Source organism: Streptomyces sp. NPDC093586 (assembly GCF_044764905.1).
GTDB lineage: Bacteria > Actinomycetota > Actinomycetes > Streptomycetales > Streptomycetaceae > Streptomyces.
This window is the reverse complement of sequence record NZ_JBIWJA010000011.1, coordinates 140,328-162,489: the sequence shown is the minus strand read 5'-3', so window position 1 is coordinate 162,489 and position 22,162 is coordinate 140,328. Positions and strand designations below refer to the sequence as shown.

Annotated in this window: 23 protein-coding genes and 1 riboswitch; of the genes, 13 read left to right on the top strand and 10 right to left on the bottom strand. The window is 73.4% G+C overall.

The genetic code is table 11. The annotated features are described in order from the left end of the window. The first annotated feature begins 301 nt into the window (after positions 1-301). Positions 302-1,297 carry a 2-hydroxyacid dehydrogenase gene (locus ACIRFH_RS14840; protein WP_403520418.1) on the top strand — a complete coding sequence of 332 codons (996 nt, stop codon included), beginning with the start codon at positions 302-304 and terminating at the stop codon, positions 1,295-1,297. Here ACIRFH_RS14840 and ACIRFH_RS14835 read toward each other — a convergent pair. Both ACIRFH_RS14835 and ACIRFH_RS14830 read right to left on the bottom strand, forming a co-directional pair. Further along, positions 1,249-3,156 (bottom strand): anthranilate synthase family protein, encoded by a 1,908-nt coding sequence (locus ACIRFH_RS14835; RefSeq protein ID WP_403520416.1) that lies wholly within the window; start codon positions 3,154-3,156, stop codon positions 1,249-1,251. The genes ACIRFH_RS14840 and ACIRFH_RS14835 overlap by 49 nt on opposite strands. Before the next feature lie 97 nt (positions 3,157-3,253). Further along, positions 3,254-3,310: a trp operon leader peptide gene (locus tag ACIRFH_RS14830; protein ID WP_403520487.1), complete on the bottom strand. Its 57-nt coding sequence runs from the start codon at positions 3,308-3,310 to the stop codon at positions 3,254-3,256. A 159-nt stretch (positions 3,311-3,469) separates the two neighbouring features. Here ACIRFH_RS14830 and ACIRFH_RS14825 point away from each other — a divergent pair, with 159 nt between their 5' ends. Continuing rightward, positions 3,470-4,825 (top strand): class II 3-deoxy-7-phosphoheptulonate synthase, encoded by a 1,356-nt coding sequence (locus tag ACIRFH_RS14825; RefSeq protein ID WP_403520414.1) that lies wholly within the window; start codon positions 3,470-3,472, stop codon positions 4,823-4,825. A 170-nt stretch (positions 4,826-4,995) separates the two neighbouring features. Next, entirely contained in the window at positions 4,996-5,229 is a 234-nt protein-coding gene (locus ACIRFH_RS14820; RefSeq protein ID WP_171990815.1) for a bacterioferritin-associated ferredoxin, read from the top strand. A 2-nt stretch (positions 5,230-5,231) separates the two neighbouring features. On the opposite strand, the gene bfr is transcribed toward ACIRFH_RS14820, so the two are convergent. Continuing rightward, positions 5,232-5,735, bottom strand: coding sequence for a bacterioferritin (gene bfr, locus ACIRFH_RS14815; RefSeq protein WP_403520412.1), 504 nt, complete (start codon positions 5,733-5,735; stop codon positions 5,232-5,234). A 199-nt stretch (positions 5,736-5,934) separates the two neighbouring features. Between bfr and ACIRFH_RS14810 the strand changes: the two genes are divergently transcribed. After that, positions 5,935-6,582 carry a sulfite oxidase-like oxidoreductase gene (locus tag ACIRFH_RS14810; RefSeq protein WP_403520410.1) on the top strand — a complete coding sequence of 216 codons (648 nt, stop codon included), beginning with the start codon at positions 5,935-5,937 and terminating at the stop codon, positions 6,580-6,582. Between the two features lie 13 nt (positions 6,583-6,595). Here ACIRFH_RS14810 and ACIRFH_RS14805 read toward each other — a convergent pair whose 3' ends face one another. From ACIRFH_RS14805 to thiO, 5 genes are all read right to left on the bottom strand, one after another. Beyond that, positions 6,596-7,474, bottom strand: a complete 879-nt coding sequence (locus ACIRFH_RS14805) for a deoxyribonuclease IV (RefSeq protein WP_403520408.1) — start codon at positions 7,472-7,474, stop codon at positions 6,596-6,598. Positions 7,475-7,521: 47 nt separating this feature from the next. Beyond that, the gene (pknB, locus tag ACIRFH_RS14800; protein WP_403520406.1) at positions 7,522-9,477 is read right to left on the bottom strand and encodes a Stk1 family PASTA domain-containing Ser/Thr kinase; all 1,956 of its coding nucleotides are present in this window, start codon (positions 9,475-9,477) and stop codon (positions 7,522-7,524) included. Between the two features lie 172 nt (positions 9,478-9,649). Next, on the bottom strand, positions 9,650-10,447 hold the full coding sequence (locus ACIRFH_RS14795) for a thiazole synthase (RefSeq protein WP_403520404.1): 798 nt from the start codon (positions 10,445-10,447) through the stop codon (positions 9,650-9,652). A 3-nt stretch (positions 10,448-10,450) separates the two neighbouring features. Then, on the bottom strand, positions 10,451-10,651 hold the full coding sequence (gene thiS, locus ACIRFH_RS14790; protein WP_403520402.1) for a sulfur carrier protein ThiS: 201 nt from the start codon (positions 10,649-10,651) through the stop codon (positions 10,451-10,453). Beyond that, positions 10,648-11,856 (bottom strand): glycine oxidase ThiO, encoded by a 1,209-nt coding sequence (thiO, locus tag ACIRFH_RS14785; protein ID WP_403520400.1) that lies wholly within the window; start codon positions 11,854-11,856, stop codon positions 10,648-10,650. Before thiO ends, thiS begins: the two co-directional genes overlap by 4 nt. Further along, positions 11,854-11,965, bottom strand: a riboswitch (TPP riboswitch). (Overlaps the previous gene by 3 nt.) A gap of 51 nt (positions 11,966-12,016) precedes the next feature. Between thiO and ACIRFH_RS14780 the strand changes: the two genes are divergently transcribed. The 6 genes from ACIRFH_RS14780 (at position 12,017) to ACIRFH_RS14755 (ending at position 16,945) form a co-directional block, all read left to right on the top strand. Beyond that, the gene (locus tag ACIRFH_RS14780; protein ID WP_403520399.1) at positions 12,017-12,367 is read left to right on the top strand and encodes a hypothetical protein; all 351 of its coding nucleotides are present in this window, start codon (positions 12,017-12,019) and stop codon (positions 12,365-12,367) included. 32 nt (positions 12,368-12,399) lie between these two features. Then, entirely contained in the window at positions 12,400-13,662 is a 1,263-nt protein-coding gene (locus ACIRFH_RS14775; RefSeq protein ID WP_403520397.1) for an NAD(P)/FAD-dependent oxidoreductase, read from the top strand. A gap of 66 nt (positions 13,663-13,728) precedes the next feature. After that, entirely contained in the window at positions 13,729-14,094 is a 366-nt protein-coding gene (locus tag ACIRFH_RS14770) for an Rv2175c family DNA-binding protein (RefSeq protein ID WP_403520394.1), read from the top strand. Between the two features lie 119 nt (positions 14,095-14,213). Further along, complete coding sequence (gene thiE / locus ACIRFH_RS14765; protein ID WP_403520393.1) at positions 14,214-14,870, top strand: thiamine phosphate synthase; 657 nt, start codon at positions 14,214-14,216, stop codon at positions 14,868-14,870. Between the two features lie 123 nt (positions 14,871-14,993). Then, the gene (metF, locus tag ACIRFH_RS14760) at positions 14,994-15,917 is read left to right on the top strand and encodes a methylenetetrahydrofolate reductase [NAD(P)H] (protein WP_403520391.1); all 924 of its coding nucleotides are present in this window, start codon (positions 14,994-14,996) and stop codon (positions 15,915-15,917) included. 56 nt (positions 15,918-15,973) lie between these two features. Next, entirely contained in the window at positions 15,974-16,945 is a 972-nt protein-coding gene (locus ACIRFH_RS14755) for a hypothetical protein (protein WP_403520390.1), read from the top strand. Positions 16,946-16,985: 40 nt separating this feature from the next. Here the strand turns inward: ACIRFH_RS14755 and ACIRFH_RS14750 are convergent, their stop codons facing one another. Both ACIRFH_RS14750 and ACIRFH_RS14745 read right to left on the bottom strand, forming a co-directional pair. Next, a complete protein-coding gene (locus ACIRFH_RS14750; protein WP_403520388.1) occupies positions 16,986-18,476 on the bottom strand; it encodes a phytoene desaturase family protein in 1,491 nt (496 codons plus the stop codon). A 523-nt stretch (positions 18,477-18,999) separates the two neighbouring features. Further along, positions 19,000-19,629: a TetR/AcrR family transcriptional regulator gene (locus tag ACIRFH_RS14745; protein WP_403520386.1), complete on the bottom strand. Its 630-nt coding sequence runs from the start codon at positions 19,627-19,629 to the stop codon at positions 19,000-19,002. A gap of 186 nt (positions 19,630-19,815) precedes the next feature. Here ACIRFH_RS14745 and ACIRFH_RS14740 point away from each other — a divergent pair, with 186 nt between their 5' ends. The 3 genes from ACIRFH_RS14740 (at position 19,816) to ACIRFH_RS14730 (ending at position 22,129) form a co-directional block, all read left to right on the top strand. After that, the gene (locus ACIRFH_RS14740) at positions 19,816-20,439 is read left to right on the top strand and encodes an SAV_6107 family HEPN domain-containing protein (RefSeq protein WP_403520384.1); all 624 of its coding nucleotides are present in this window, start codon (positions 19,816-19,818) and stop codon (positions 20,437-20,439) included. A 172-nt stretch (positions 20,440-20,611) separates the two neighbouring features. After that, a complete protein-coding gene (locus ACIRFH_RS14735) occupies positions 20,612-21,439 on the top strand; it encodes a methyltransferase (protein ID WP_403520382.1) in 828 nt (275 codons plus the stop codon). A 279-nt stretch (positions 21,440-21,718) separates the two neighbouring features. After that, entirely contained in the window at positions 21,719-22,129 is a 411-nt protein-coding gene (locus ACIRFH_RS14730) for a DUF3040 domain-containing protein (protein WP_403520380.1), read from the top strand. The last annotated feature ends 33 nt before the right edge of the window (positions 22,130-22,162 follow it).

The following is a 22,162-nucleotide window of genomic DNA, read 5'->3' as shown; positions in this document are numbered from 1 at the left end:
TGCGACGGGGGCCGGAGCAGCGACCGGGGGCGGTGACCGCCCCGGGCCCGGCGCCTTCGACCGCCGGCTCGCGGCCGGGGCCGGCCCGCAGCCGTCGACCGCGTCCGCGACGGCGGCTTCGGCACCCCGGCCGCCCTGCGCGGCACCGGCAGCGTCCGCGTCCCGACCGCCGGGGCCGCGGCCCGGTTCGAGACGGTCGGCCCGAAGCTCTGCGAGGAGACCGGGACCTGCTCCGGCCGACCGGCGGCCGCGGGCCGGGCGCCGTATATTCGGCCCGGAATCCAGCGGAACGGGAGCGGTCATGGAGATCCTGGCCTTCGGCGTCCAGGCCGACGAGAGGCCCCTGATCGAGGAGGCCTTCCACGGCCACCACGCCGTCCACTGCCTGGACGTCTTCCTCACCGAGGACACCGCCCCCATCGCGGCCGGCCACGAGATCGTCTCCACGTCCGTCAACGCCGACCTCGGCGCACGCGTCCTGGAGATCCTCGCGGCCGGGGGCACCCGGATGGTCGCTCAGCGCTCCACCGGCTTCAACAACGTCGACCTCGACACGGCCGAGCGGCTCGGCATGACCGTCGCCCGGGTCTCGTCCTACTCCCCGTACTCGGTCGCCGAGTTCGCCTGGACGCTCGCCACGGCCGTCAACCGCCGCATCGTGCGGGCCTCCACCCGCACCCGCGACTTCGACTTCCGCCTGAACGGCCTGATGGGCCGCGACCTGCACGGCCGCACCGCCGGCGTGCTCGGCACCGGCAAGATCGGCGCGGCCTTCGCCCGCATCGCCCACGGCTTCGGCATGCGGCTGCTCGGCTGGGACGTCGCCGAGAACCCCGCCTGTCTGGAACTGGGCATGCGCTACGTCCCCAAGGACGAGCTGCTCGCCGAGTCCGACCTGGTCAGCCTGCACGTCCCGCTGATGTCCGACACCCGGCACCTGATCGACGCGAACGCCCTGAAGGCGATGAGGGACGACGCGATCCTGGTCAACTCCGGCCGGGGCGGCCTGGTCGACACCGAGGCCCTGGTCGGCGAGCTGCGCGCGGGCCGTTTCACCGGCGTCGGCCTGGACGTGTACGAGGCGGAGGCGGGCCTGTTCTTCCTCGACAAGTCCCTGGAGGCCATCGCCGACGACACCCTGGCCCGCCTCGTCACCTTCCCGAACGTCCTGGTCACTTCGCACCAGGCGTACTACACCGAGGACGCCGTCCGGCAGATCGTCGCCGCCACGGTGAAGAACGTCCTCGACTACCGGGCCGGGCGCCGCTCGGAGAACGTGCTCGTGCCGCGCAGCTGACCGGCCAGCTCCCGCACGATCGCCGCGCCGTTCAGCGTCAGCACCGACTCCGGGTGGAACTGCACGCCGGCGAATGCGGTCCTGGGCACGCCTCCGGCACGACCGGGACCGCGCAGCGCGTGCACCTCGTGCCCGGCGTTCCGGCTCACCTCCACCCCCTGCGCGGCCAGCCGGGCGGCCGCCTCGTCGTCGCAGCGGGCGGTGAAGCTGTTGTAGAAGCCGACCGTCTCCCGCCGCCCGAACAGGTCGATCTCCGTCTGCGCGCCCTGGTACGGCACCTCCTTGCGGACGATGTCCAGTCCCAGCTCGGCCGCGATCAGCTCGTGCCCCAGGCAGACCCCGAGGACGCCGTGCCGGTTGTCCCGGAGCACGTCGGCGGTCAGCGCGCGCAGGAAGCGCATCTTGGGGTCGGCGGGGTCGGACGGGTCACCGGGACCGGGGCCCAGCACCACCGGGCCGTCGTGCCCGAGCACCGTCTCGCGCAGCCCCGGCATGTCGTACCGGCGGACGGTGACGCCGAGCCCGGCCGAGCGCAGCACGTGCGCGAGCATCGCCGTGAAGGTGTCCTCCGCGTCGACGACCAGGGCGTGCCCCGTGAGCGCGTCCGACGGCTCCTGCATCCGCAGCCAGAACGGCGCCAGCGAGGCCCGGCGTCCGTCCAGCGCCGCCCGCACCCGGGGGTCGTCGGCCAGCTTCGGCCGCCCGGCCTCCGCACGCGGCCGGGCGGGACGCACCCCCAGCGCCGCCAGCACCCCGGCCGCCTTGGCGTGCGTCTCCGCGACCTCGCCCGCCGGGTCCGAGCCCCGCACCAGCGTGGCGCCGACCGGCACCCGCAGCCGCCCGTCGGCGTCGATGTCGGCGGTGCGGATGAGGATGGGGGAGTCGAGGGTCTGCGCCCCGCCCGGGTCCCGGCCCAGCAGGGCCAGCGCACCCGCGTAGTAGCGCCGCCCCCCGACCTCGTGGCGTTCGATGACCCGGCAGGCGTTCTGCACCGGCGAGCCGGTCACCGTCGCCGCGAACATCGTCTCCCGCAGCACGTCCCGCACGTCCAGCGAGGAACGGCCGCGCAGCTCGTACTCGGTGTGCGCGAGGTGCGCCATCTCCTTCAGCCGGGGCCCGACGACGACGCCGCCCATGTCGCCGACGGTGCACATCATCTTGAGCTCCTCGTCGACGACCATCGACAGCTCCTCGATCTCCTTGCCGTCGGCGAGGAAGTCCAGCAGGTGCTCCGGGGTCGGCCCCCCGTCGGGATAGCGGTACGTCCCGCTGATCGGGTTCATGACGACCGTCCCACCGGACATCCGCACGTGCACCTCGGGGCTCGCCCCCACCAGCGTCCGCTCCCCGGTGTGCACCACGAACGTCCAGTACGCGCCCCGCTCGCCCACCAGCAGCCGCCGGAACAGGGCGAGCGCGTCGGCGCGCCCGAACCCGGGGATGCGCCCCTCGTACGTCCGCCGGATCACGAAGTTGGCGCCCTCGCCCCGGCCGATCTCCTCGTCCAGCACCCGCCCGACGATCCGCGCGTACTCCTCGTCGGCCACGTCGAAGCCGCCGCCCTCGACGCGGACGTCGTGCGCGGGCAGCTGCTCCAGGGCCCGGGCGAGCGGAATGCCGTACCGCTCCTCGGGGCTCAGCACCAGCAGGGGCGTGCCGTCGTCGCGCACGTCGAAGCCGCGCTCGCGGATCTGCCGGAAGGGCACCAGCGCCAGTCCCTCGTCGGGCAGGGTGGCGAGCCGGTCGTGTTCCGTCACCGGGCCGAGCAGCAGCTCCACGGTGTCGGGCGCGTGGCCCGGGGTGCGGCGGCGGAGCAGGGCGAACGGACGGGGGTCGTCGAGCAGGTCCAGCAGGTTCATCGGTCGTGTTCCCTCGGTGCAGGAGAGACGACCCGGAGCCCGAGAACACCGAAGGCCGCCTCTCGGGCGGCCTTCGCGAAGTCTTGCGTACGCGCAGTCAGTGGGCCGCCGGAGGGACGGTCCACCACCAGTTCTGGATCGAGTGCGCGAACATGGGATGGACCGTACACCATGGGGCCGTGCCCCGGGGGCCCGTCGTTGTCGTCGCTCCTGCCGTGCTCCCCGCCCCCGTGGCGCTGCGAGCCGGGGCGCGCCCGTCTCACGGACTGGGCGCGGTGCTGGACGCCGTGACCGACCGCGTACTGTTGAGCGTGTGACCGTGAACGCTGATTCCCGAAGCGTCGCCGCTCAGGCGACTTGGCGAAACCTGCCCGCGGCGCAGCAGCCCGAGTACCCGGATGCCGAGGCTCTGCGCGATGTGATCGCCGAGCTCGAGTCGTATCCGCCGCTCGTCTTCGCCGGAGAGTGCGACCAGCTGCGCACTCGCATGGCCGCGGTCGCCCGGGGAGAGGCTTTCCTGCTCCAGGGCGGCGACTGCGCCGAGTCGTTCGACGCGGTGTCCGCCGAGCACATCAGGGCGAAGCTCAAGACCCTGCTCCAGATGGGCGCCGTGCTGACGTACGCCGCCTCCGTGCCCGTGGTGAAGGTCGGCCGGATCGCCGGCCAGTACTCCAAGCCGCGCTCCAAGCCGACCGAGACCCGCGACGGCGTCACCCTGCCGACCTACCGCGGCGACTCCGTCAACGGCTTCGACTTCACCGAAGAGGCCCGGATCCCGGACCCCGAGCGGCTCAAGCGCATGTACCACGCGTCGGCGTCCACGCTGAACCTGGTGCGCGCCTTCACCACCGGCGGCTACGCCGACCTGCGCCAGGTGCACGCCTGGAACCAGGACTTCGTGAAGTCGTCCCCGTCCGGCCAGCGCTACGAGCAGCTCGCCCGCGAGATCGACAACGCGCTGAACTTCATGCGGGCCTGCGGCACGGACCCGGAGGAGTTCAAGACCGTCGAGTTCTTCTCCTCGCACGAGGCGCTGCTGCTCGACTACGAGTCGGCGCTCACCCGCGTCGACTCCCGCACCGGGCAGCTGTACGACGTCTCCGGGCACATGGTGTGGATCGGTGAACGCACGCGGCAGCTGGACCACGCCCATATCGAGTTCGCCTCGAAGATCCGCAACCCGATCGGCATCAAGCTGGGCCCGACGACGACGGCCGAGGAGGCGCTGCAGTACATCGAGCGCCTGGACCCGGAGCGCGAGCCCGGCCGGCTGACGTTCATCGTGCGGATGGGCGCGGACAAGATCCGCGACAAGCTCCCCGAGCTGGTGGAGAAGGTCACCGCGTCCGGTGCCGCCGTCGCCTGGATCACCGACCCGATGCACGGCAACACCTACGAGGCGGCCTCCGGCCACAAGACCCGCCGCTTCGACGACGTGCTCGACGAGGTCAAGGGCTTCTTCGAGGTCCACAAGGCGCTCGGCACCCACCCGGGCGGCATCCACGTGGAGCTCACCGGTGACGACGTCACCGAGTGCGTGGGCGGCGGCGACGAGATCTTCGTCGACGACCTGCACCAGCGCTACGAGACGGCCTGCGACCCGCGCCTGAACCGCAGCCAGTCGCTCGACCTGGCCTTCCTGGTGGCGGAGATGTACCGGGACCAGTGACGGTCCGCCCCGAACGGGGCGGCGGAACGGGGAATGGGGCGCGGGTCACACACGATCCGCGCCCCCTTCCCTTTTGTCGCCCTGCGCGATGGGTTAGGTTAGGTTTGCCTCACCGATCAGTCGGGTCTCCCGGTCGTCGGTACGGCACGACCTTGTACCCCGCTCGGGAGGTGAACCGCGTGTTCGTCTGCAGCTGCTTCGGTGTCACCGAGGAACAGGTGAGGAGCCACGCGGAAGCCGGCGCCTGCACGCCCCGGCAGATCGCCTCCGCCTGCAAGGCCGGCACCGACTGCGGCGGCTGCGTGCGCCGCATCCAGGCCCTGCTCGGCCGCGGCGCCTGCCCCCGTCGGCAGCTGGCCGACCAGGGGGAACCGGTCCTCTCGGAGCTTCCGGAAGCCGCCTAGCCTCAGATCGGCTTCGGCCCCGAGGAGTCCGGCTGGGACTGTTCGATGACCGTCGACAGGTAGAGCGACTCGCCCAGTTTGTCGATCAGGTCCAGCTGGGTGTCCAGGTAGTCGATGTGGTGCTCCTCGTCGGCGAGGATCGCCTCGAAGACGTTGGCCGACGTGATGTCGTTCTTGGCCCGCATCACCTCGACGCCCCGGCGCAGCCGGTCGATGGCCTCGACCTCGATCTCCCGGTCCGCCTGGAACATCTCCGTCACGCTCTGGCCGACCCGCACGTGGAAGAGGCGCTGGTAGTTCGGCAGGCCGTCGAGGAGCAGGATGCGGTCGGTGAGCAGCTCGGCGTGGCGCATCTCGTCGAAGGACTCGGCCCGCGTGTACTTCGCGAGCTTGGTCCAGCCCTTGTGGTCCTGCAGCTTCGAGTGCAGGAAGTACTGGTTGATCGCGGTGAGCTCGGCGGTCAGCTGCTCGTTGAGGAACTCGATGACCTCGGGGTCGCCCTGCATCGCGTAAGGCTCCTTCCACGCGGGAACTGGCGGGTTGCGCCGCATGATTGCACCGACGCCGAAGATCTTCCAGTAAGTCCTGACTTAGTAAGTGCGTACATACTTGGCCATGTTTGCTTATTTTTGGCATGTCTATCCGATGTGCCCGATGTAGGGGGTCGTGTCAGGGGCACCGGCCCCGGTCTGTCAGGATGGAGGCATGGGTCAGCCGGTGGAACACGGGTCGGGAGAGGGCGGTTCGCAAGAGGCGCCGCGGTTCGAGCTTCCGCCGGGACAGCGGCTCCAGCGCGGCTGGCCGGTCACGCACTACGGCCCGGTCCCCAAGTTCCGGCCCGAGCGGTGGGAGTTCCGGGTCTTCGGCGCCACCGCCGACGGCGACAAGCACTGCTGGACCCACGACGAGTTCACCGCCCTGCCGTACACCACGGTCGTGGGCGACCTGCACTGCGTGACGAAGTTCAGCATGCTCGGCTCCGAGTGGGGCGGCGTCCCGGCCCGCACGATCCTCGAGATCGCCCCGCCCGCGCCCGCCGTCACCCATGTGATGGTGTGGGCGGAGTACGGGTTCAGCTCCAACCTCCGGTTGTCCGACTTCGCCGCCGAGCACACCCTCTTCGCCACCCACAAGGACGGCGAGCTGCTGACCGCCGAGCACGGCTTCCCGCTCCGCCTGGTCGTTCCCCACCTGTACGCCTGGAAGGGCCCGAAGTGGGTCCGCGGCATCGAGTACATGACCGCCGACCGCCGCGGCTTCTGGGAGGAGCGCGGCTACCACAACATCGGCGACCCGTGGCGCGAGCAGCGTTACTCCTACCAGGAGGAGCCCGGGGACGGCCCCGAGCTCTGACCCGGCCGCCCGATCAGCCGTCGCGCAGCTTCTTCAGCCGCTCCACGTCCGCGGCGTGCCCCTCCTTGCCGCCCGGCGTCTCGATGACCAGCGGCACGCCCTCGGTCGCGGGGTGCGTCATCAGCGCCCGGAAGGGATCCTCGCCGATGTGGCCGGCGCCGATGTTCTCGTGCCGGTCCTTGTGCGCGCCCGCCACGTCCTTGGAGTCGTTGGCGTGGATCAGCTTCAGCCGGCCCTCGCCGACCGTGTCCACCAGCAGGTCCAGGGTCTGGTGCATGCCGGCCGGGCCGGTCAGGTCGTGTCCCGCCGCGAAGACGTGGCAGGTGTCCAGGCACACGCCCAGCTTCGGATGGGAGTCCAGCGCCTCGAAGTACGGCCCGAAGTCCCAGGTCCGCGAGCACAGGGAGGCGCCCTGGCCGGCGGTCGACTCCAGCAGCAGGTACGGGTCGTCGTCGTGGGTCAGCTCGTCCAGCAGCGGCAGCATGAACTCCCGTACCTGCCTCAGCGCCACCGAACGGTCCCGGCCGCCGGTCGCGCTGCCGGTGTGCACGACCACGCCAAGCGCCCCGATCGCGCGCGCCCGCCGCAGCGAGTGCCGCAGCGACTCGACCGACCGCTCCACCGTCGCCTCGGTGTGCGAGCCGAAGTTGATCAGGTACGGCGCGTGCACGTACGCCGGGATCGACCCGGCGGCGCAGGCCTCACGGAACGCCTCGTCCTGCTTCGGGTTGCCGGCCGGAGTGGCCCAGCCGCGCGGGTTGGCGACGAAGACCTGTACGGCCTCCGCCCGCAGGTCGCGGGCGTAGGACAGGCCCACGGAGTGCAGGCCGCCGGCCACGGGCACGTGACCGCCGACGGGGTTGCGCGGGAGGGCGGACTGCTGACTGTTCACCCATTCAGGGTGTCATGCCGGGTCGTGCGTCCGGACCGTGAGAGCCGTCACCTGATGGTGATCTTTATGGAGGAGCCCTTGGGCGCCGTGTCCCCGCCGTCGACGGACTGGTCCTTCACGGTGTCGCCGAACAGCCCGAGCAGGCCGCGGTCCTCCTTCACCTCGAACCCGGCGTCCTCCAGGGCCCGCCGCGCCGCGTCCACGCTGTCGCCGACCACGTCCGGGACCTCGATCATCTCGGGACCCTTGGAGAGGATCAGCGTCACCGTGTCGCCCTCGGCGGCCCGGCTGCCGGCGCCGGGCGTCTGCCGGGCGACCTGGCCCTTGTCGTAGTCGGAGGTGACCTGCTCGGCGGCGACCTTCACCTTCAGACCGGCGTCCGTCAGTTCCGCCCTCGCGTCCGCCAGGTCGGTGCCGGTGACGTCCGGCACGTCGATCGGGCTGCCCTTGCTGACGACGAGCGCGACCGCCGAGCCCGCGCGCACCTCGGTGCCCGTCCCCGGGTCCGTGGAGATCACGAACCCCTTGGGGACGTCCTGGCTGAACGCCTGTGTCACCATGCCCGGCTCCAGTCCCTCGTCCTTGAGGAGGGACCGCGCCCGGTCCAGCTTGTAGCCCTGCACGTCCGGCAGCTTCACCCGGTCGGGGCCGTCGGAGATCGTGAACGACACCGAGTCGTTCTTGCGGATACGGGTGCCGGCCGCCGGGTCGGTGCTGATGACGGTGCCGCGTTCGACGGTGTCGCTGTAGGCGTGCCGGACCTTGCCGACGTCCAGCCCGGCCTCCTCCAGCCGGTCCTCGGCCTGCGCCCGGGTCTTCGACAGCAGCGGCGGCACCTTGGTGAACTGGCCGGAGTTGATGTACCAGATGCCCGTACCGACGCCGAGGACCAGCAGCACGGCGACGACGATCGTCAGCGGGCCGCGCCCGACCCGCAGGCGGCGCCGGGGCGGCAGCGGCGGGGGCGCCGTCAGCCGGCTGGTGCGGTGGACGCCGTCCGCGGGAGCCGCGTCGCCCCGGACGCCGTCCCCGTCCTCGTCCTCGTTCACCGGCAGCGGCCGGGGCATGGTCAGCGCGCGCGGGATCACACTCGTGCGGTCCTCGGCGTTGTCGTGGTCCGCGGCGAGGGCCTGCGGGGGCACGGTGTCCAGCTGCTCGGCGCTCAGCGCCCCACGCGCCTCACGGACCCGCGCCAGCAGCGCCACGGCGTCGTGCGGACGGACCTCCGGTGTGCGCGCGGTCGCCGACGCGACCAGATCGTCCAGCGCGTACGCCATCCCCGGGACGGCGGCCGACGGCGGCGGCACGTCCTCGTGGAGGTGCTTGTAGAGGATCTGCGCGGGGGAGTCTCCCTCGTGCGGCTTGCCGCCGGTCAGCATCTCGTACAGGACGACACCGCACGCGTACACGTCGACCCTCGGATCGGCGGCGCCGTGCTCGATCTGCTCGGGTGCCAGGTAGGAGACCGTGCCCAGGACCGACCCGGTGGTGCTGGTGACCGTGTCCACGGCCCGCACCAGCCCGAAGTCGGCGACCTTGACCCGGCCGTCGTCCCCTATCAGCACGTTCTCCGGCTTCATGTCCCGGTGCACGAACCCGGCCCGGTGCGCGGCGCCCAGCGCGGCCAGCACCGGCTCCAGGATGTCCAGCGCGGCCCGCGGCTGGAGCGCCCCGCGCTCGCGCAGCACGTCGCGCAGGGTGCAGCCGGCGATGTACTCCATGGCCAGGTAGACGTACGCCCCCTCGGCCCCCTGGTCGAAGACCTGGACGACGTTGGGGTGGTCGAGCCGGGCCACCGACTTGGCCTCGCGGATGAACCGCTCGACGAAGGAGGCGTCGGTGGCGAGCGTCGGGTGCATCACCTTCAGCGCGAGCACGCGGTCCAGGCGGGTGTCCACGGCCCGGTAGACCGTGGCCATCCCGCCGACCGCGATCCGCGCCTCGACGCGGTACCGGCCGTCGAGCACCTGCCCGACCAGAGGGTCCTGAAGGGTCGTGTCCACGCAGGCGAGTGTACGAGCCACCGCGGACCCCACGCCGCCACGCCCGGAAAGACGGGGCGCCACTGCAACGGTCCTGTGACGCTTCCCACGCCGTCCGCGGGCGGGGCCCGCCTCTCGACCGGCCGGAAACGGGTGGTGCCTGGGCGGAAGGGCTCGGCACCGCAGCGCGCGGTCACTGGAAAGCGGGCCGCTCCGGATCGAGCACCGCCAGGCCCTCCGCAGGAGAGGACGCCTCGGCGAAGTGCCGCCGCGGCATCCGCCCCGCCCGCCGCGCCAGCCGCCCCGCCTCCACCGCCGAGCGCATGGCGGCGGCCATCAGCACCGGTTCCTGCGCCCGCGTCACCGCCGAGGCCAGCATCACACCCGCACACCCCAGCTCCATCGCCAGCGCCGCGTCCGACGCCGTACCGGCCCCCGCGTCCAGGATCACCGGCACGCGCGCGTGCTCCACGATCAACTGGAAGTTGTGCGGGTTGCGGATGCCGAGCCCGGATCCGATCGGCGACCCGAGCGGCATGATCGCCGCACACCCGACGTCCTCCAGCTTCCGGGCGAGGACCGGGTCGTCGTTCGTGTACGGCAGCACCGTGAAGCCGTCGTCCACCAGCGTCTCCGCCGCGTCCAGCAGCTCGACCGGGTCCGGCAGCAGGGTGCGCTCGTCGGCGATGACCTCCAGCTTGACCAGGTCCGTGCCGAGGGCCTCGCGCGCGAGGCGGGCGGTGAGGACGGCCTCCCCGGCGGTGAAACAGCCGGCCGTGTTCGGCAGCACCCGGATGCCGAGCTTCTCCAGGACCGACAGCACGGACCCGTGCACGGACGGGTTCACCCGGCGCATCGCGACGGTCGTCAGCTCCGTCCCGGACGCCACCAGAGCGTGCTCCAGCACCTCCAGGCTGGGCGCACCGCCGGTGCCCATGATCAGGCGGGACGAGTAGGCCGTACCGCCGAGGACGAAGGGATCGTCGGCCATGGGTCAGCCTCCTTGGACGGCGGTGAGCACTTCGACGCGGTCGCCGTCGGACAGGGCGGTGGCGGACCACCGCGCGCGCGGGACGACGGTCTCGTTCAGGGCGGCGGCCACTCCGGACGGCGCCGCGGTGAGCGTGCCCACCAGGGTGTCCAGGGCGGTGCCGGGAGCCACCTCGCGCGGCTCCCCGTTGACGGAGATCTTCATACGGTCCGCTCCGTGAGTGCGGCGGCGCCGAAGCGCCGGGGAGTGAAGGGACGGGCCTCCTCCGGGAGCTCCCCGGTGACCAGGACGTGCGCCATGACGTCGCCGGTGACCGGGGTCAGCAGGACGCCGTTGCGGTGGTGCCCGGTGGCCAGCAGCAGCCCCTCGAGACCGGCCGGGCCGAGCAGCGGGGCGTTGTCCGGGGAGCCGGGGCGCAGACCCGCGCGGGTCTCCGCCAGCGGCAGCTCGGTGATGCCGGGGACCAGCTCGTGGGCGTCGCGCAGCAGCTCGTAGACGCCGCCCGCGGTCACCGTCGTGTCCCATCCCAGCTCCTCGCTGGTGGCGCCGACGACCAGCTCGCCGCTCTCCCGGGGCACCAGGTAGAGCGGGTTGCCGCGCACCACGGCCCGCACCGTCCGGCTCAGCAGCGGCCCGTGCGTCCGCGGCATGGTCAGGCGCAGCACCTGCCCCTTCACCGGCCGCACCGGCGGCAGCACGGCGTCCGGCACGCCCGCGAGGCGCCCGCTCAGGCTGCCCCCGGCCAGTACCACCTGCCCGGCCTCCAGCGCCGTGCCGTCGGCCGTGACGACGCCGGTCGCCCGGTCCCCGGCGACGGTGAGCCGGTCGGCCCACACCCGGTGGAGGACCACACCCGCACGCTCGCAGGCGGCCACCAGCGCGCCGGCCAGACGCCGGGGGTCGATCTGGTGGTCGCCGTCCACCCGCAGCCCTCCGCGCACGCCCGGCGCGAGCATCGGCTCCAGGCGCCGGCACTCGCGCCCCGACAGCCACTCGGAGTCCAGACCCGAGCGCTCCTGCAGCGCGTGCAGTTCCCGCAGGTGGGCGCGGTCGTCGGCGTCCAGCGCGACGGCCAGGGTGCCACAGCGGCGGTACCCGAGGTCGTGGCCCGTGAGGTCGGTCAGCTCGGCGGCGAACTCCGGATAGCGGCGGGCCGAGGCGAGGTTCAGCGCGAGCAGCGTCTGCTCGCCGTGGTGCAGCTCCGTGACGGCGGCCAGCATCCCGGCCGCCACCTGGGCGGCGCCGCCGCCCGGCTCCGGGTCCACGAGGGCCGTGGCGAGCCCGCGCTGCGCGGACCGCCAGGCCGTGACCAGGCCGATGATCCCGCCGCCCACGACGAGGACGTCCGGCGTCCGCGGTGACGTGCGGGGTGACGACGGTGCGGACGGTGTGATCGGTGGGGACGACATGGGCGTCCAGCCCCTCCCTTCGCCGGCATGACCCGGATCAGGTTCGTACGGTCGGAGGCCGCCAGCCTCCCTCTCAGCCCGGTGCGTCCGGGCTCCCGCGAGTGCTTTACGTTGGCCACCCTAGCCCGCAGCCGGTCCACCTCGTAAGGGAGCCTCCGCCATGGCCCGTTCGCTCGACGGTCTCGTCCTCGCCCCGGTCGCCGACCAGGCCCCCGGCCAGGTGGGCACCCGCACCCGGTTCGCCTACCACGAGGCGGACGGCGAGGTCTGGGCCGAGTACGCGGGCGGCGACGTCGTACGGGGCCGGCTGGTGGGCACCCGCGAGGGCGACCGGCTCGACTTCCGGTACGTGCAGCTCAGGACCGACGGCAGCACGTCGTCGGGCCACTGCGTGTCGACGGTCGTCGACCTGCCCGACGGGCGGGTGCGCCTGGAGGAGACCTGGGAGTGGGAGTCGCGCCGGGGCAGCGGGACGAGCGTTGTGGAGCAGATCACCGCGTCCGAGGACTGACCGGCGACCCGCCGGGTGCCTAAGGTGATCAGGTGAGCGAGCAGACGCAGGAGCGGGGAGCGGACGCGGGGCGTCGTGTGGTCGTCGTCGGTGCGGGCATGGCGGGCGTGCAGACCGCGGTCGCCCTGCGCGAACAGGGCTTCACCGGCACCGTGACCCTGATCGGAGCCGAACCCCACCAGCCGTACGACCGTCCCCCGCTGTCCAAGGCCGTCCTGCTCGGCACGGCCGAGGGCTCCGCCTTCGACGTCGACTTCGAGGCGCTCGGCATCGAGCTGCGGCTCGGCTGCGAGGCGCTGGGCCTGCGTCCCGACGCGCACCTCCTGGACACCTCCGCCGGGCCCGTGCCGTACGACGCCCTCGTCGTCGCGACCGGCGCCGAACCGGTCCGGCTGCCCGGCGGCGAGGGCGTCCCCGGCGTGCATCTGCTGCGCACCCTGGACGACGCCGAGCGGCTGCGCCCGGTGCTCGCCCGGCAGCACGACATCGTGGTCGTCGGCGCGGGCTGGATCGGCGCCGAGTTCGCCACCGCCGCGCGCGAGGCGGGCTGCGCGGTGACCGTCGTGGAGGCCGCCGACCGGCCCCTCGCCGACGCGCTGCCCGCCGAGGTCGCCGCCCCCATGACCGCCTGGTACGCCGACGCGGGCGCCGTACTGCGCACCCACGCGCGCGTGGAGCGCGTCGAGCCCGGTGAGCCCGGCGAGTCCGGTCACGTCGTCGTCCTCGACGACGGTTCGCGGCTGCCCGCCGGCGCCGTCGTCGTCGGCATCGGCGCCCGGCCCGCCACCGCCTGGCTCGCCGGCTCCGGCGTCGAGCTCGGCCCGCACGGCGAGATCCTGGCCGACGACCACCTGCGCACCTCCGTGCCGGACGTCCACGCGGTCGGCGACTGCGCCTCCTTCCCCTCCGGCCGCTACGGCGAGCGGCTGCTCGTCCACCACTGGGACAACGCCCTCCAGGGCCCGCGCACGGTCGCCGCCGACATCCTCGGCGCCGCCGCCGGCGAGGCCCCGGCGGCCTACGACCCGGTGCCGTACTTCTGGTCCGAGCAGTTCGGCCGGTTCGTCCAGTACGCGGGTCACCACACGTCCGCCGACACCACCCTGTGGCGCGGCGATCCCGCCGGCCCCGCCTGGACGGTCTGCTGGCTGCGCGAGGAGCGGCTGATCGCCCTGCTGGCGGTGGGCCGCCCCCGGGACCTGGCCCAGGGCAGGCGCCTGATCGAGGCGGGCGCCAGGATGGATCCGCGTCTGCTCGCCGACCCCGCGAGGCCGCTGAAGGCGGCGACGGCGTAGTTTGCCGTCGGCGGGTTGGGGCGGCCCCGGCTTCCGACTGTCAGTGCCAGATGGCAGGCTGGAGACGTGACCGAGATTGACGCAAAGATCGATGCTCTCGTACCCGCCTGGCTCACCGTTCCCGACATCGCCGAGATGCTCGGCGTCGAGGTGACCCGCGTGCGGCAGCTGATCAAGGAAGGCCAGCTCATCGCCGTACGCCGCGGGGAGAACCGCGCGCTGCACATCCCGGCGGCCTTCATCGACGGGGACAAGGTCGTCAAGGGCCTGGCCGGGACCCTGACCCTGCTGCGGGACGACGGCTTCACGGTCGAGGAGATGCTGGAATGGCTCTTCACGCCCGACCCGAGCCTGCCCGGCACCCCCGCGCAGGCGCTGAGCGAGAATCGTGGCACGGAGGTGAAGCGCCGCGCCCAGGCGCTCGCCGTCTGACCTGACGCACCGCCCGGCGTACGGGCCGCGGCACCCGAGGCCCGTACGCCACGGCCGCCACCGGCGGCGGCCCCGTGCGACGCCGCCGCCCGTACGCCACCGACCTGGGGGACACACGTATGCCCGAGACCGCCGCCACCGCTCGCGCCCGGCTCGCCGAGGCCCGGCTCTACCTGTGCACGGACGCCCGCCGGAGCCAGGGCGACCTGCCCGAATTCCTGGACGCGGTGCTGGCCGGCGGCGTCGACATCGTGCAGCTGCGCGACAAGGGCATGGAGGCCGCCGAGGAGCTGGAACACCTGCGGGTCTTCGCCGACGCCTGCGCCCGCCACGGCAAGCTTCTCGCGGTGAACGACCGGGCGGACGTCGCCCACGCCGCCGGGGCCGACGTGCTGCACCTCGGCCAGGGCGACCTCCCGGTGCCCGCCGCCCGGGCCATCCTCGGCGACGACGTCCTCGTGGGCCGCTCCACGCACGCCGAGTCCGAGGCCGCCGCGGCCGCCGCCCAGGAGGGCGTGGACTACTTCTGCACCGGCCCGTGCTGGCCGACCCCCACCAAGCCCGGCCGTCACGCGCCCGGCCTCGGCCTGGTCCGGTACACCGCGTCCCTGGGCACCGACCGTCCCTGGTTCGCCATCGGCGGCATCGACCTCGGCAACCTCGACGAGGTGCTGGACGCGGGCGCCCGCCGGGTCGTCGTCGTCCGCGCCATCACCGCGGCGGACGACCCCGGCGCGGCGGCGGCCGAGTTCGCGAAGCGCCTGCGGCAGGCGTAGGACGCGAGCGCGTCCGGCGCGGTTGCCGGCGGCATGTGTCCAAGGGATGGACAACAAGTCGACAATACGGACAAATTCCCGCATCCGGTTGGGAGGCCGCCGCTCCCTGGCTAACCTGCCCGTATGGCCCTCGGAACCGCATCCACCAGGACTGATCGCGCACGCACCGTGCGGGACATCCTCGCCGCCGGCAAGACGACGTACTCGTTCGAGTTCTCCGCGCCGAAGACGCCCAAGGGCGAGAGGAACCTGTGGAGCGCGCTCAGGAGGGTGGAGGCGGTCGCCCCCGACTTCGTCTCCGTGACCTACGGCGCGGGCGGCTCCACCCGCGCGGGCACGGTCAGGGAGACCGAGCAGATCGTCGCCGACACGACCCTGACCCCGGTCGCCCACCTCACCGCGGTCGACCATTCCGTCGCGGAACTGCGCAACATCATCGGCCAGTACGCCGACGCGGGGATCCGCAACATGCTGGCCGTGCGCGGCGACCCGCCCGGCGACCCGACGGCCGAGTGGGTCCCGCACCCCGAGGGCCTCACCTACGCCGCCGAACTGGTCAGGCTCATCAAGGAGTCCGGCGACTTCTGCGTCGGCGTGGCGGCCTTCCCGGAGATGCACCCGCGCTCCGCGGACTGGGACACCGACGTGAGGCACTTCGTCGACAAGTGCCGGGCCGGTGCCGACTACGCGATCACGCAGATGTTCTTCCAGCCCGAGTCGTACCTGCGCCTGCGCGACCGGGTCGCCGCGGCCGGCTGCGAGACCCCGGTCATCCCCGAGGTCATGCCGGTGACCAGCGTGCGGATGCTGGAGAGACTGCCGAAACTCAGCAACGCCTCGTTCCCGGCCGGGCTGAAAGAGCGGATCCTCTCGGCACAGGACGATCCGGCGGCTGTACGCTCCATCGGTATCGAGTTCGCCACGGAGTTCTGCGCGCGACTGCTGGCCGAAGGTGTGCCCGGACTGCACTTCATCACGCTCAACAACTCCACGGCGACGCTGGAAATCTACGAGAACCTGGGCCTGCACCACCCCCCGCGGGCCTAGACCGGCCGCATGCGTGTACGACACACTGCGTAACGGCCACTGGGAGAGGGGCGTACATGGGCTGGACGGTCCTCTACATCGCGTTCGGCATCGTCGCGTTGTGGCTGCTGGGCGAGGTGCTGCTGCAGTACAAGGCGCGGCTGCGCTGGCGGCTGCTCGCCTTCGGCGGGTTCACCTGCGTGGTGGCCGGCGTGCTGATGTCGAACGTGCTCGTCATCGGGGTGGGCGCCGCCGCCTTCGCGGTCGGCCAGACCTACGTCACCCTGTCGTTCCGCCGCGGCTTCGAGGCCGGGTGGGCGGTCAACGCCCCGGAGGGCCTGGTCGGCGGCAAGCGCCGCCGACCCGAACGGGGCCGCCGCGAGCCGACGTTGGAGGTCTCCGCCCTGGAGGCGGGCGACGCCGTTCCCGCCACCCTCGGTGATGCCGCCCCCGCCTCTCACGAGGATCCCGCGCAGGGCCACGACGGCCTCTCCTACGGTCACGACGACTACGACCGGGACGACGTCTTCACCCCGGTCCGCCCCGCCGAGACCACCGCCGTCTACGCGCCGCAGCCCCTGCCGGACGACACCGGTTCGTACGGCGTGTACGGCGACGACCCCGGCTACGGCCGGGACCGGCAGACGCCGGCCGCGCAGAGCCCCGACCAGGCCTACGCCCACGACCGCTCCGGCTACGGCCAGGAGAACTACGGCTACGACACCGGGCAGCAACAGCAGTACGCCGCCTACTCCGACCCGTACATCGGCACCCACACCTACGGCGGCGGAACGTACGACACCGGCGGCTACGACACCACCGGCGGGGCGCAGTACGGCCAACAGGACTACGGGCAGAGCCAGTTCCCCGCAGGCGTACCCGGCGGCCATGTCGGCGAGACCCCGCCCGGCGGCGTATGGGTGCCGCAGCAGCGCACCGCCGACGATCCCTATGGCGGCGAACTCCCGCCGGAGCAGACGTACCCGTACCAGGGCAACGGCCAGGCGCAGGGCCCGAGTCAGGGATACGACGAGCAGTACCGCTACTGACGGCGCCCGGGCCCGGTGACGGGCCCGCCGGTCGTTCCGGTCACTGCGAGCCCCGGAAGTCCGGTCCCTCCACGACGAGTCCGGCGACCAGCGCGCCCGACATGCCCGCGTGCGGCAGTCCGCCGCCGGGATGCGACCAGCCGCCCGCCGTGAACAGTCCCTCGAGACACGTGCTGTTGGCCGCGTGCAGCAGCCGCCCGCCCGCCGCCGCCAGTGCCGGAGCCGGAACCGCGCCGCCTGCCGCCCCGGTCTCCGCCGCGATGTCGGCCGGGGTTCGCACCTCCTGCCACAGGAGACGGTCGCGCAGTCCCGGTACGGCCCGCTCGGCGACGGTGACGAGACGCTCGGCACGGCCTTCCACGTCGGCGCCCGCGGGCACCACCGCCGTGAGCGTGACCGCCTCGTGGTCCGCGTCGGGGACCAGCCCCGGGTCGTCGGGCCGCAGGATCGTGACGGTCGGAGCCGCGGGCACATCCGGCGCGGCACCGAACAGGGAGTCCAACTCGCCCGCGCGGTCCTGGGCGTGCACCACCGTCCGGTGTGCCGTGCCCCCGGGACGGCCGCCCCGCAGCGCCAGCAGCACCGTGACCCGGCTCGCCGCCGAGCGCTGCGGCGGGACCTCGTCCGCACCGCGCACCACCGTGTCCCCGGCGAGGCGGTCCAGCACGCCCGGCGCCACGCCGGCGACCACGTACTCGGCCTCGGCGAGTTCGCCGCCGGCCAGCTCCACGCCCGCCGCCCGGCCGTCCTTCTCGACGATCCCCGTGACCTCGGTGTCGAAGCGGAACTCGACCCGGCGGGCCCGGCACCGCTCGTACACCGCCCGCGCCAGCTCCCGCAGACCGCCGCGCACGTACCACATGCCGAAGGCGTGCTCCATGTACGGCAGCACGGCCGCGTTCGCCGGGACCGTCCGCGGATCGAGGCCGTACGCCAGCGCGTGGCTCTCCAGCAGGGCGGTGAGCCGGGCGTCCCGCAGTTCCCAGGCGGCGACCTCGGCGAGCGTGCCGGCCCGGCGGGTGCGCAGCAGCCGCTTGTGGGGGACGGCGGGGTAGGGCTCGCGTTCGGCCAGCACCCGCCAGTCGGGCCACAGGGGCTCCTCGAGCAGCGGCCGACGGGTGCGGTCCCAGGCATCCCGGGCCCGCACCAGCAGGTCACCCCAGCGCTGCCCGGCGGGCGGGCCGAGTGCCTCGTCCAGGGCGGCGACCACGCCCGCCCGCGACGCGTTCGGCAGGGAGACCTCCGTGCCGTCCGCGAACACGTGCCGTGACGACGGGTCGACCTGGACCAGCTCGACGCAGGACTCCAGCGGCTCCTTGCCGGTCTTGACGAACAGGTCGCGCCAGACCGCGGGCAGGGGCAGCAGCCCCGGGCCGGTGTCGAAGGCGAAGCCGTCCCGCTCGAAGCGGCGCACCGCCCCGCCGTACGTCCCGCTCCGTTCGTACACCGCCACCCGGTGGCCCGCGACGGCCAGCCGGGCGGCGGCCGCCATCGCGCCCATCCCGGCGCCGATCACCGCAATCCGTGCCATGCCAGGGACTTTATCCGCCGCCACCGACGGTCCGGCCCGAGGGGCCGTGAGGGACCCGGGAGTCCGGCCTGGGGGGACTGGACGGGCCCGGCGCACGCCGGCCGTGCCGTGTCGGGGCCCGCCGGGTACGCCGACGGGCGTTCGGACGGCCGGGCGGTGCCGCGCCCCGGTGGGCACGCGTGCGCAGGACTGAGTACCCGTACCTAGCCGAGGAGATGAGTACGCACGCGGATGGGTCCCGGTCCGCGATGACGAGAGAGTGGGGGCCACGGAGACGGGCACGGCTCCGGCACCGGCGACACGGGGTGCCGGAACGGAGCCGGGCCCGCGATCCGCTCCTTCCGCCGGCCGTGGCCGGCGGGAGCGAGGCACGGGGGACGACCGGGAACGGGGGTCCACGGGGGATGTACGGGGGATGTACGGGGGAGCAGGAGAAGGCGCCGGTCCGACGGTGGCCCGCGGGGGACGCGGCCACCGCGGGCCGGCGCCCTTCATGTCCGGACCGCGCCTCCCGGTCCGTGTCTCAGGGGCGGCCGCTCACCCGCCCCTGGAGCAGCCGGGACAGGGCCACGTGCACGTCGTCGAGGGACCGCTCCGGCTGGAACGACTTCCAGTCCAGCGCGGCCACCAGGACCATGCCGACCAGCGCCGCGGCGGTCAGCGGCACGTCGATCTCCTCGCTGAACTCACCGCTCTCCACCCCGTCGCGCAGCACGCCCTCCACCACCGCCACGGCCTGCTGCCGGACCACCAGCAGCGTGGACTGCCAGGCCCGGTTGGTCCGCCACAGCTCGGCCACGTACAGCTGGGTGAAGGCCGGGTAGCGGTCGATGAAGACCAGCCCCGCGCGGATCATCGCGTCCAGGGCGTCCACCCGGCCCCGGCCCTCCCGCGCAGTCCGCTCCGCCGCCTCCCGCAGAGAGGCCGTCAGGAGCTCGACACCGTGCCGCAGCAGCTCCTCGAAGAGGACGGACTTGCTGGCGAAGTTGTAGTAGACCGTGCCCTTCGCGACGCCGGCGCGCTCGGCGATCTCGTCCACGGTGGTGGCGGAGAAGCCCTGCTCGGCGATGAGGGTGACGGCCGCCTCGTAGAGCTTCTGCCGGGTGGCCTCGCGCCGGCTGCCGCCCTGCGAGGCGGTGCTGCTGCTTTCCATGGTCCCGATTCTCACAGCACCCCGCCCGGGGCTGTCACCGCAGGGCTCGGCGCCGCACCAGGAACCGAACGCACGATCGCGTCGAAAGTCCAGGTCGGAACGGATTGTCAGTGGCATACCGCACGATGGGCGCATACGGCACCTCGTCACCGTGCGTGCCGTCACGGAGACGACAGGAGGATCGTCATGGCCCACTCGTCCGCAGCCGCCGCCCGGCGGCCCCGCGCAGCCGGCCCTGCCCCCTCACTGAACGGCCCGGCGAGCGACGTGCACCCCGTGCTCCGCCGGGCGTCCGCCCCGCCCGCCGCCCTCGACCTGCTCGCCCAGGCCCGCGCCGGACTGGCGGAGGCCGCCGTCCTCGAAACGCCGAACGAACGGTACGCGACGGCCCACCTCGCCGCCCTGCGCACCGCCGCCGCCGTGCTCGCGGCGCGCGGCCGGCCCGAGACCACCCCGCGGGCCCGGGCCCGCATCCGCAGCGCCTGGGACGTGCTCCCCGAGATCGCGCCCGAGCTCGCCGACTGGAGCGCGCTGTTCGCCTCGGGCGCCCGGCGCCGTGCCCGGGCCGAGGCGGGCATCCGGGGAGCGGCCGGCAACCGGGACGCCGACGACCTGATACGCGACGTGGCGATGTTCCTGCGCATCGTGGAGCGGATGCTCGCCCTCCAGCCGGTCCTGCCCCAGCCCCGCCCCGACACGCAGAGCCCGGACCCCGACCGTCCGGTCCCGGACCGTCCGGGCCGGGACCGCCCGGATCCGCCCGTTCCCGGCCCGGACGGCGCGGGCCGTGAGCTGCCCGACGCGGGATGAACGCGCCGGTCCGCCGGCGGCGGGCGGCGGTACCCGGAGTGACCGGCCGGCGCACCGGAGGCAATAGGGTGGGAGACGCCTGAAGCCTGCCCCTTCCCGCTCCCGGGCCGGGGAGGCAGCCCGTTCGCTCCGCCCCTGCCAGAGGCGGTGCCGCGCCGAGGAGTCAACTGCCGTGTCGGACCCGATGCGCCCGCCCGCCTCCCCCCACCGCCCCCAGGCGGAGTCGCTGCGCTCCGACCCCTCCCGGTCCCGCGCCGCCCTGCGCACCGCCGTGGTCTGGGAGGTCCTCCAGGACGCCCTCGACCGCCGGGTCAAGGCCACGGGCCGCCAGGCGCTGGACGTCCTGGACACCGGAGGCGGCAGCGGCAACTTCGCGGTGCCCCTGGCCCGCCTCGGCCACCGCGTCACCGTCGTCGACCCCAGCCCCAATGCGCTCTTCGCCCTGGAGCGCCGGGCCGCCGAGGCCGATGTCGCCGACCGGGTGCGGGGCGTGCAGGGCGACGTCCACGGCCTCTTCGACGTCGTCGAGCGCGGCGGCCACGACGTGGTGCTGTGCCACGGCGTCCTGGAGTACGTGGACGACCCCGCGGAGGGCGTCCGCAACGCGGTGGCCGCCCTGCGCGCCGAGGGCGTCCTCAGCCTGCTCGCCGCGGGCCTCGGCGGCGCCGTTCTCGCGCGGGCCCTCGCCGGCCACTTCACGGAGGCCCGGCAGGCGCTCGGCGACCCGGACGGCCGCTGGGGCACGGGGGACCCGATGCCCCGCCGGTTCACCGCGGAGCAGCTCACCGGCCTGGTCGAGGGCGCGGGGCTCCGGGTCGGCGCCGTGCACGGCGTGCGGGTCTTCGCCGACCTCGTCCCCGGCGCACTGGTGGACACCGAGCCCGGTGCCCTGGAGGCGTTGCTCAAGCTCGAGGCCGCGGCGGCCGAGCTCGCCGCCTTCCACTCCGTGGCCACGCAACTCCATGTGCTCGGCGAGACCGGGGAGACCGAGGAGGCCTGAGCGCTGGCTCGTGAGGCAGGGCGTTGATCAGGACCGCGGCGGCAGATGGAGTACGCCACAGGCCACCCGAACGGGGGGTCGGCGCCGTATGATCGAGGGAGACCGCCCGGCATGACGGGTCGGCCGCTGGGGAAAGGAAACTTCAGCGAGCCGGCGCGGCCATGACGGACTCCGGTTGGCCAATTGGCGTAGAGGGGCGGGTTTCACGGGGGCGATTCCCTGCCTATCCTGAAGGGACCCCCCGGGTCGCCCCGGCGACTGCACGATGAGGAGGACTCCGTGCCGCTCTCGGAGCACGAGCAGCGCATGCTCGAGCAGATGGAGCGAGCGCTGTACGCCGAAGATCCCAAGTTCGCGTCGGCGCTCGAGGGAAGCGGGCTGCGTACGTACACCCGGCGGCGGGTCTACCAGGCGGTCGCGGGCTTCCTCGTGGGAATTGCGCTCCTCATGGCCGGTATGGTCGCCAAGCAGGTCTGGCTCAGCGTGATGGGTTTCCTCGTCATGCTGGGGTGCGCGGTCCTCGCCGTGACCGGCTGGCGCAAGGCGCCCAAGCCGGGCGAGCAGCCCGCCGCGGGCGTCGTGGGCGCCGGACCACAGGTACGCCGCCAGGTGCGGCAAAGGCGCTCCATGATGGCCCGCATCGAGGAGCGCTGGCAGCGCCGCCGGGACGAACAGCAGGGCGGCCAGTAGTCGGCCGCCGCCCACCACGACGGTTCGCGTGAG

Bases quoted from the DNA above. Each gene is read 5' to 3' on its own strand.
- ACIRFH_RS14750 (WP_403520388.1), bottom strand. From the start codon at position 18,476: ATGGCACGGATTGCGGTGATCGGCGCCGGGATGGGCGCGATGGCGGCC.
- ACIRFH_RS14755 (WP_403520390.1), top strand. From the start codon at position 15,974: ATGGGCTGGACGGTCCTCTACATCGCGTTCGGCATCGTCGCGTTGTGG.
- ACIRFH_RS14780 (WP_403520399.1), top strand. From the start codon at position 12,017: ATGGCCCGTTCGCTCGACGGTCTCGTCCTCGCCCCGGTCGCCGACCAG.
- thiO (WP_403520400.1), bottom strand. From the start codon at position 11,856: ATGTCGTCCCCACCGATCACACCGTCCGCACCGTCGTCACCCCGCACG.
- ACIRFH_RS14745 (WP_403520386.1), bottom strand. From the start codon at position 19,629: ATGGAAAGCAGCAGCACCGCCTCGCAGGGCGGCAGCCGGCGCGAGGCC.
- thiE (WP_403520393.1), top strand. From the start codon at position 14,214: ATGCCCGAGACCGCCGCCACCGCTCGCGCCCGGCTCGCCGAGGCCCGG.
- bfr (WP_403520412.1), bottom strand. From the start codon at position 5,735: ATGCAGGGCGACCCCGAGGTCATCGAGTTCCTCAACGAGCAGCTGACC.
- metF (WP_403520391.1), top strand. From the start codon at position 14,994: ATGGCCCTCGGAACCGCATCCACCAGGACTGATCGCGCACGCACCGTG.
- ACIRFH_RS14795 (WP_403520404.1), bottom strand. From the start codon at position 10,447: ATGGCCGACGATCCCTTCGTCCTCGGCGGTACGGCCTACTCGTCCCGC.
- ACIRFH_RS14840 (WP_403520418.1), top strand. From the start codon at position 302: ATGGAGATCCTGGCCTTCGGCGTCCAGGCCGACGAGAGGCCCCTGATC.
- thiS (WP_403520402.1), bottom strand. From the start codon at position 10,651: ATGAAGATCTCCGTCAACGGGGAGCCGCGCGAGGTGGCTCCCGGCACC.
- ACIRFH_RS14740 (WP_403520384.1), top strand. From the start codon at position 19,816: ATGGCCCACTCGTCCGCAGCCGCCGCCCGGCGGCCCCGCGCAGCCGGC.
- ACIRFH_RS14835 (WP_403520416.1), bottom strand. From the start codon at position 3,156: ATGAACCTGCTGGACCTGCTCGACGACCCCCGTCCGTTCGCCCTGCTC.
- ACIRFH_RS14810 (WP_403520410.1), top strand. From the start codon at position 5,935: ATGGGTCAGCCGGTGGAACACGGGTCGGGAGAGGGCGGTTCGCAAGAG.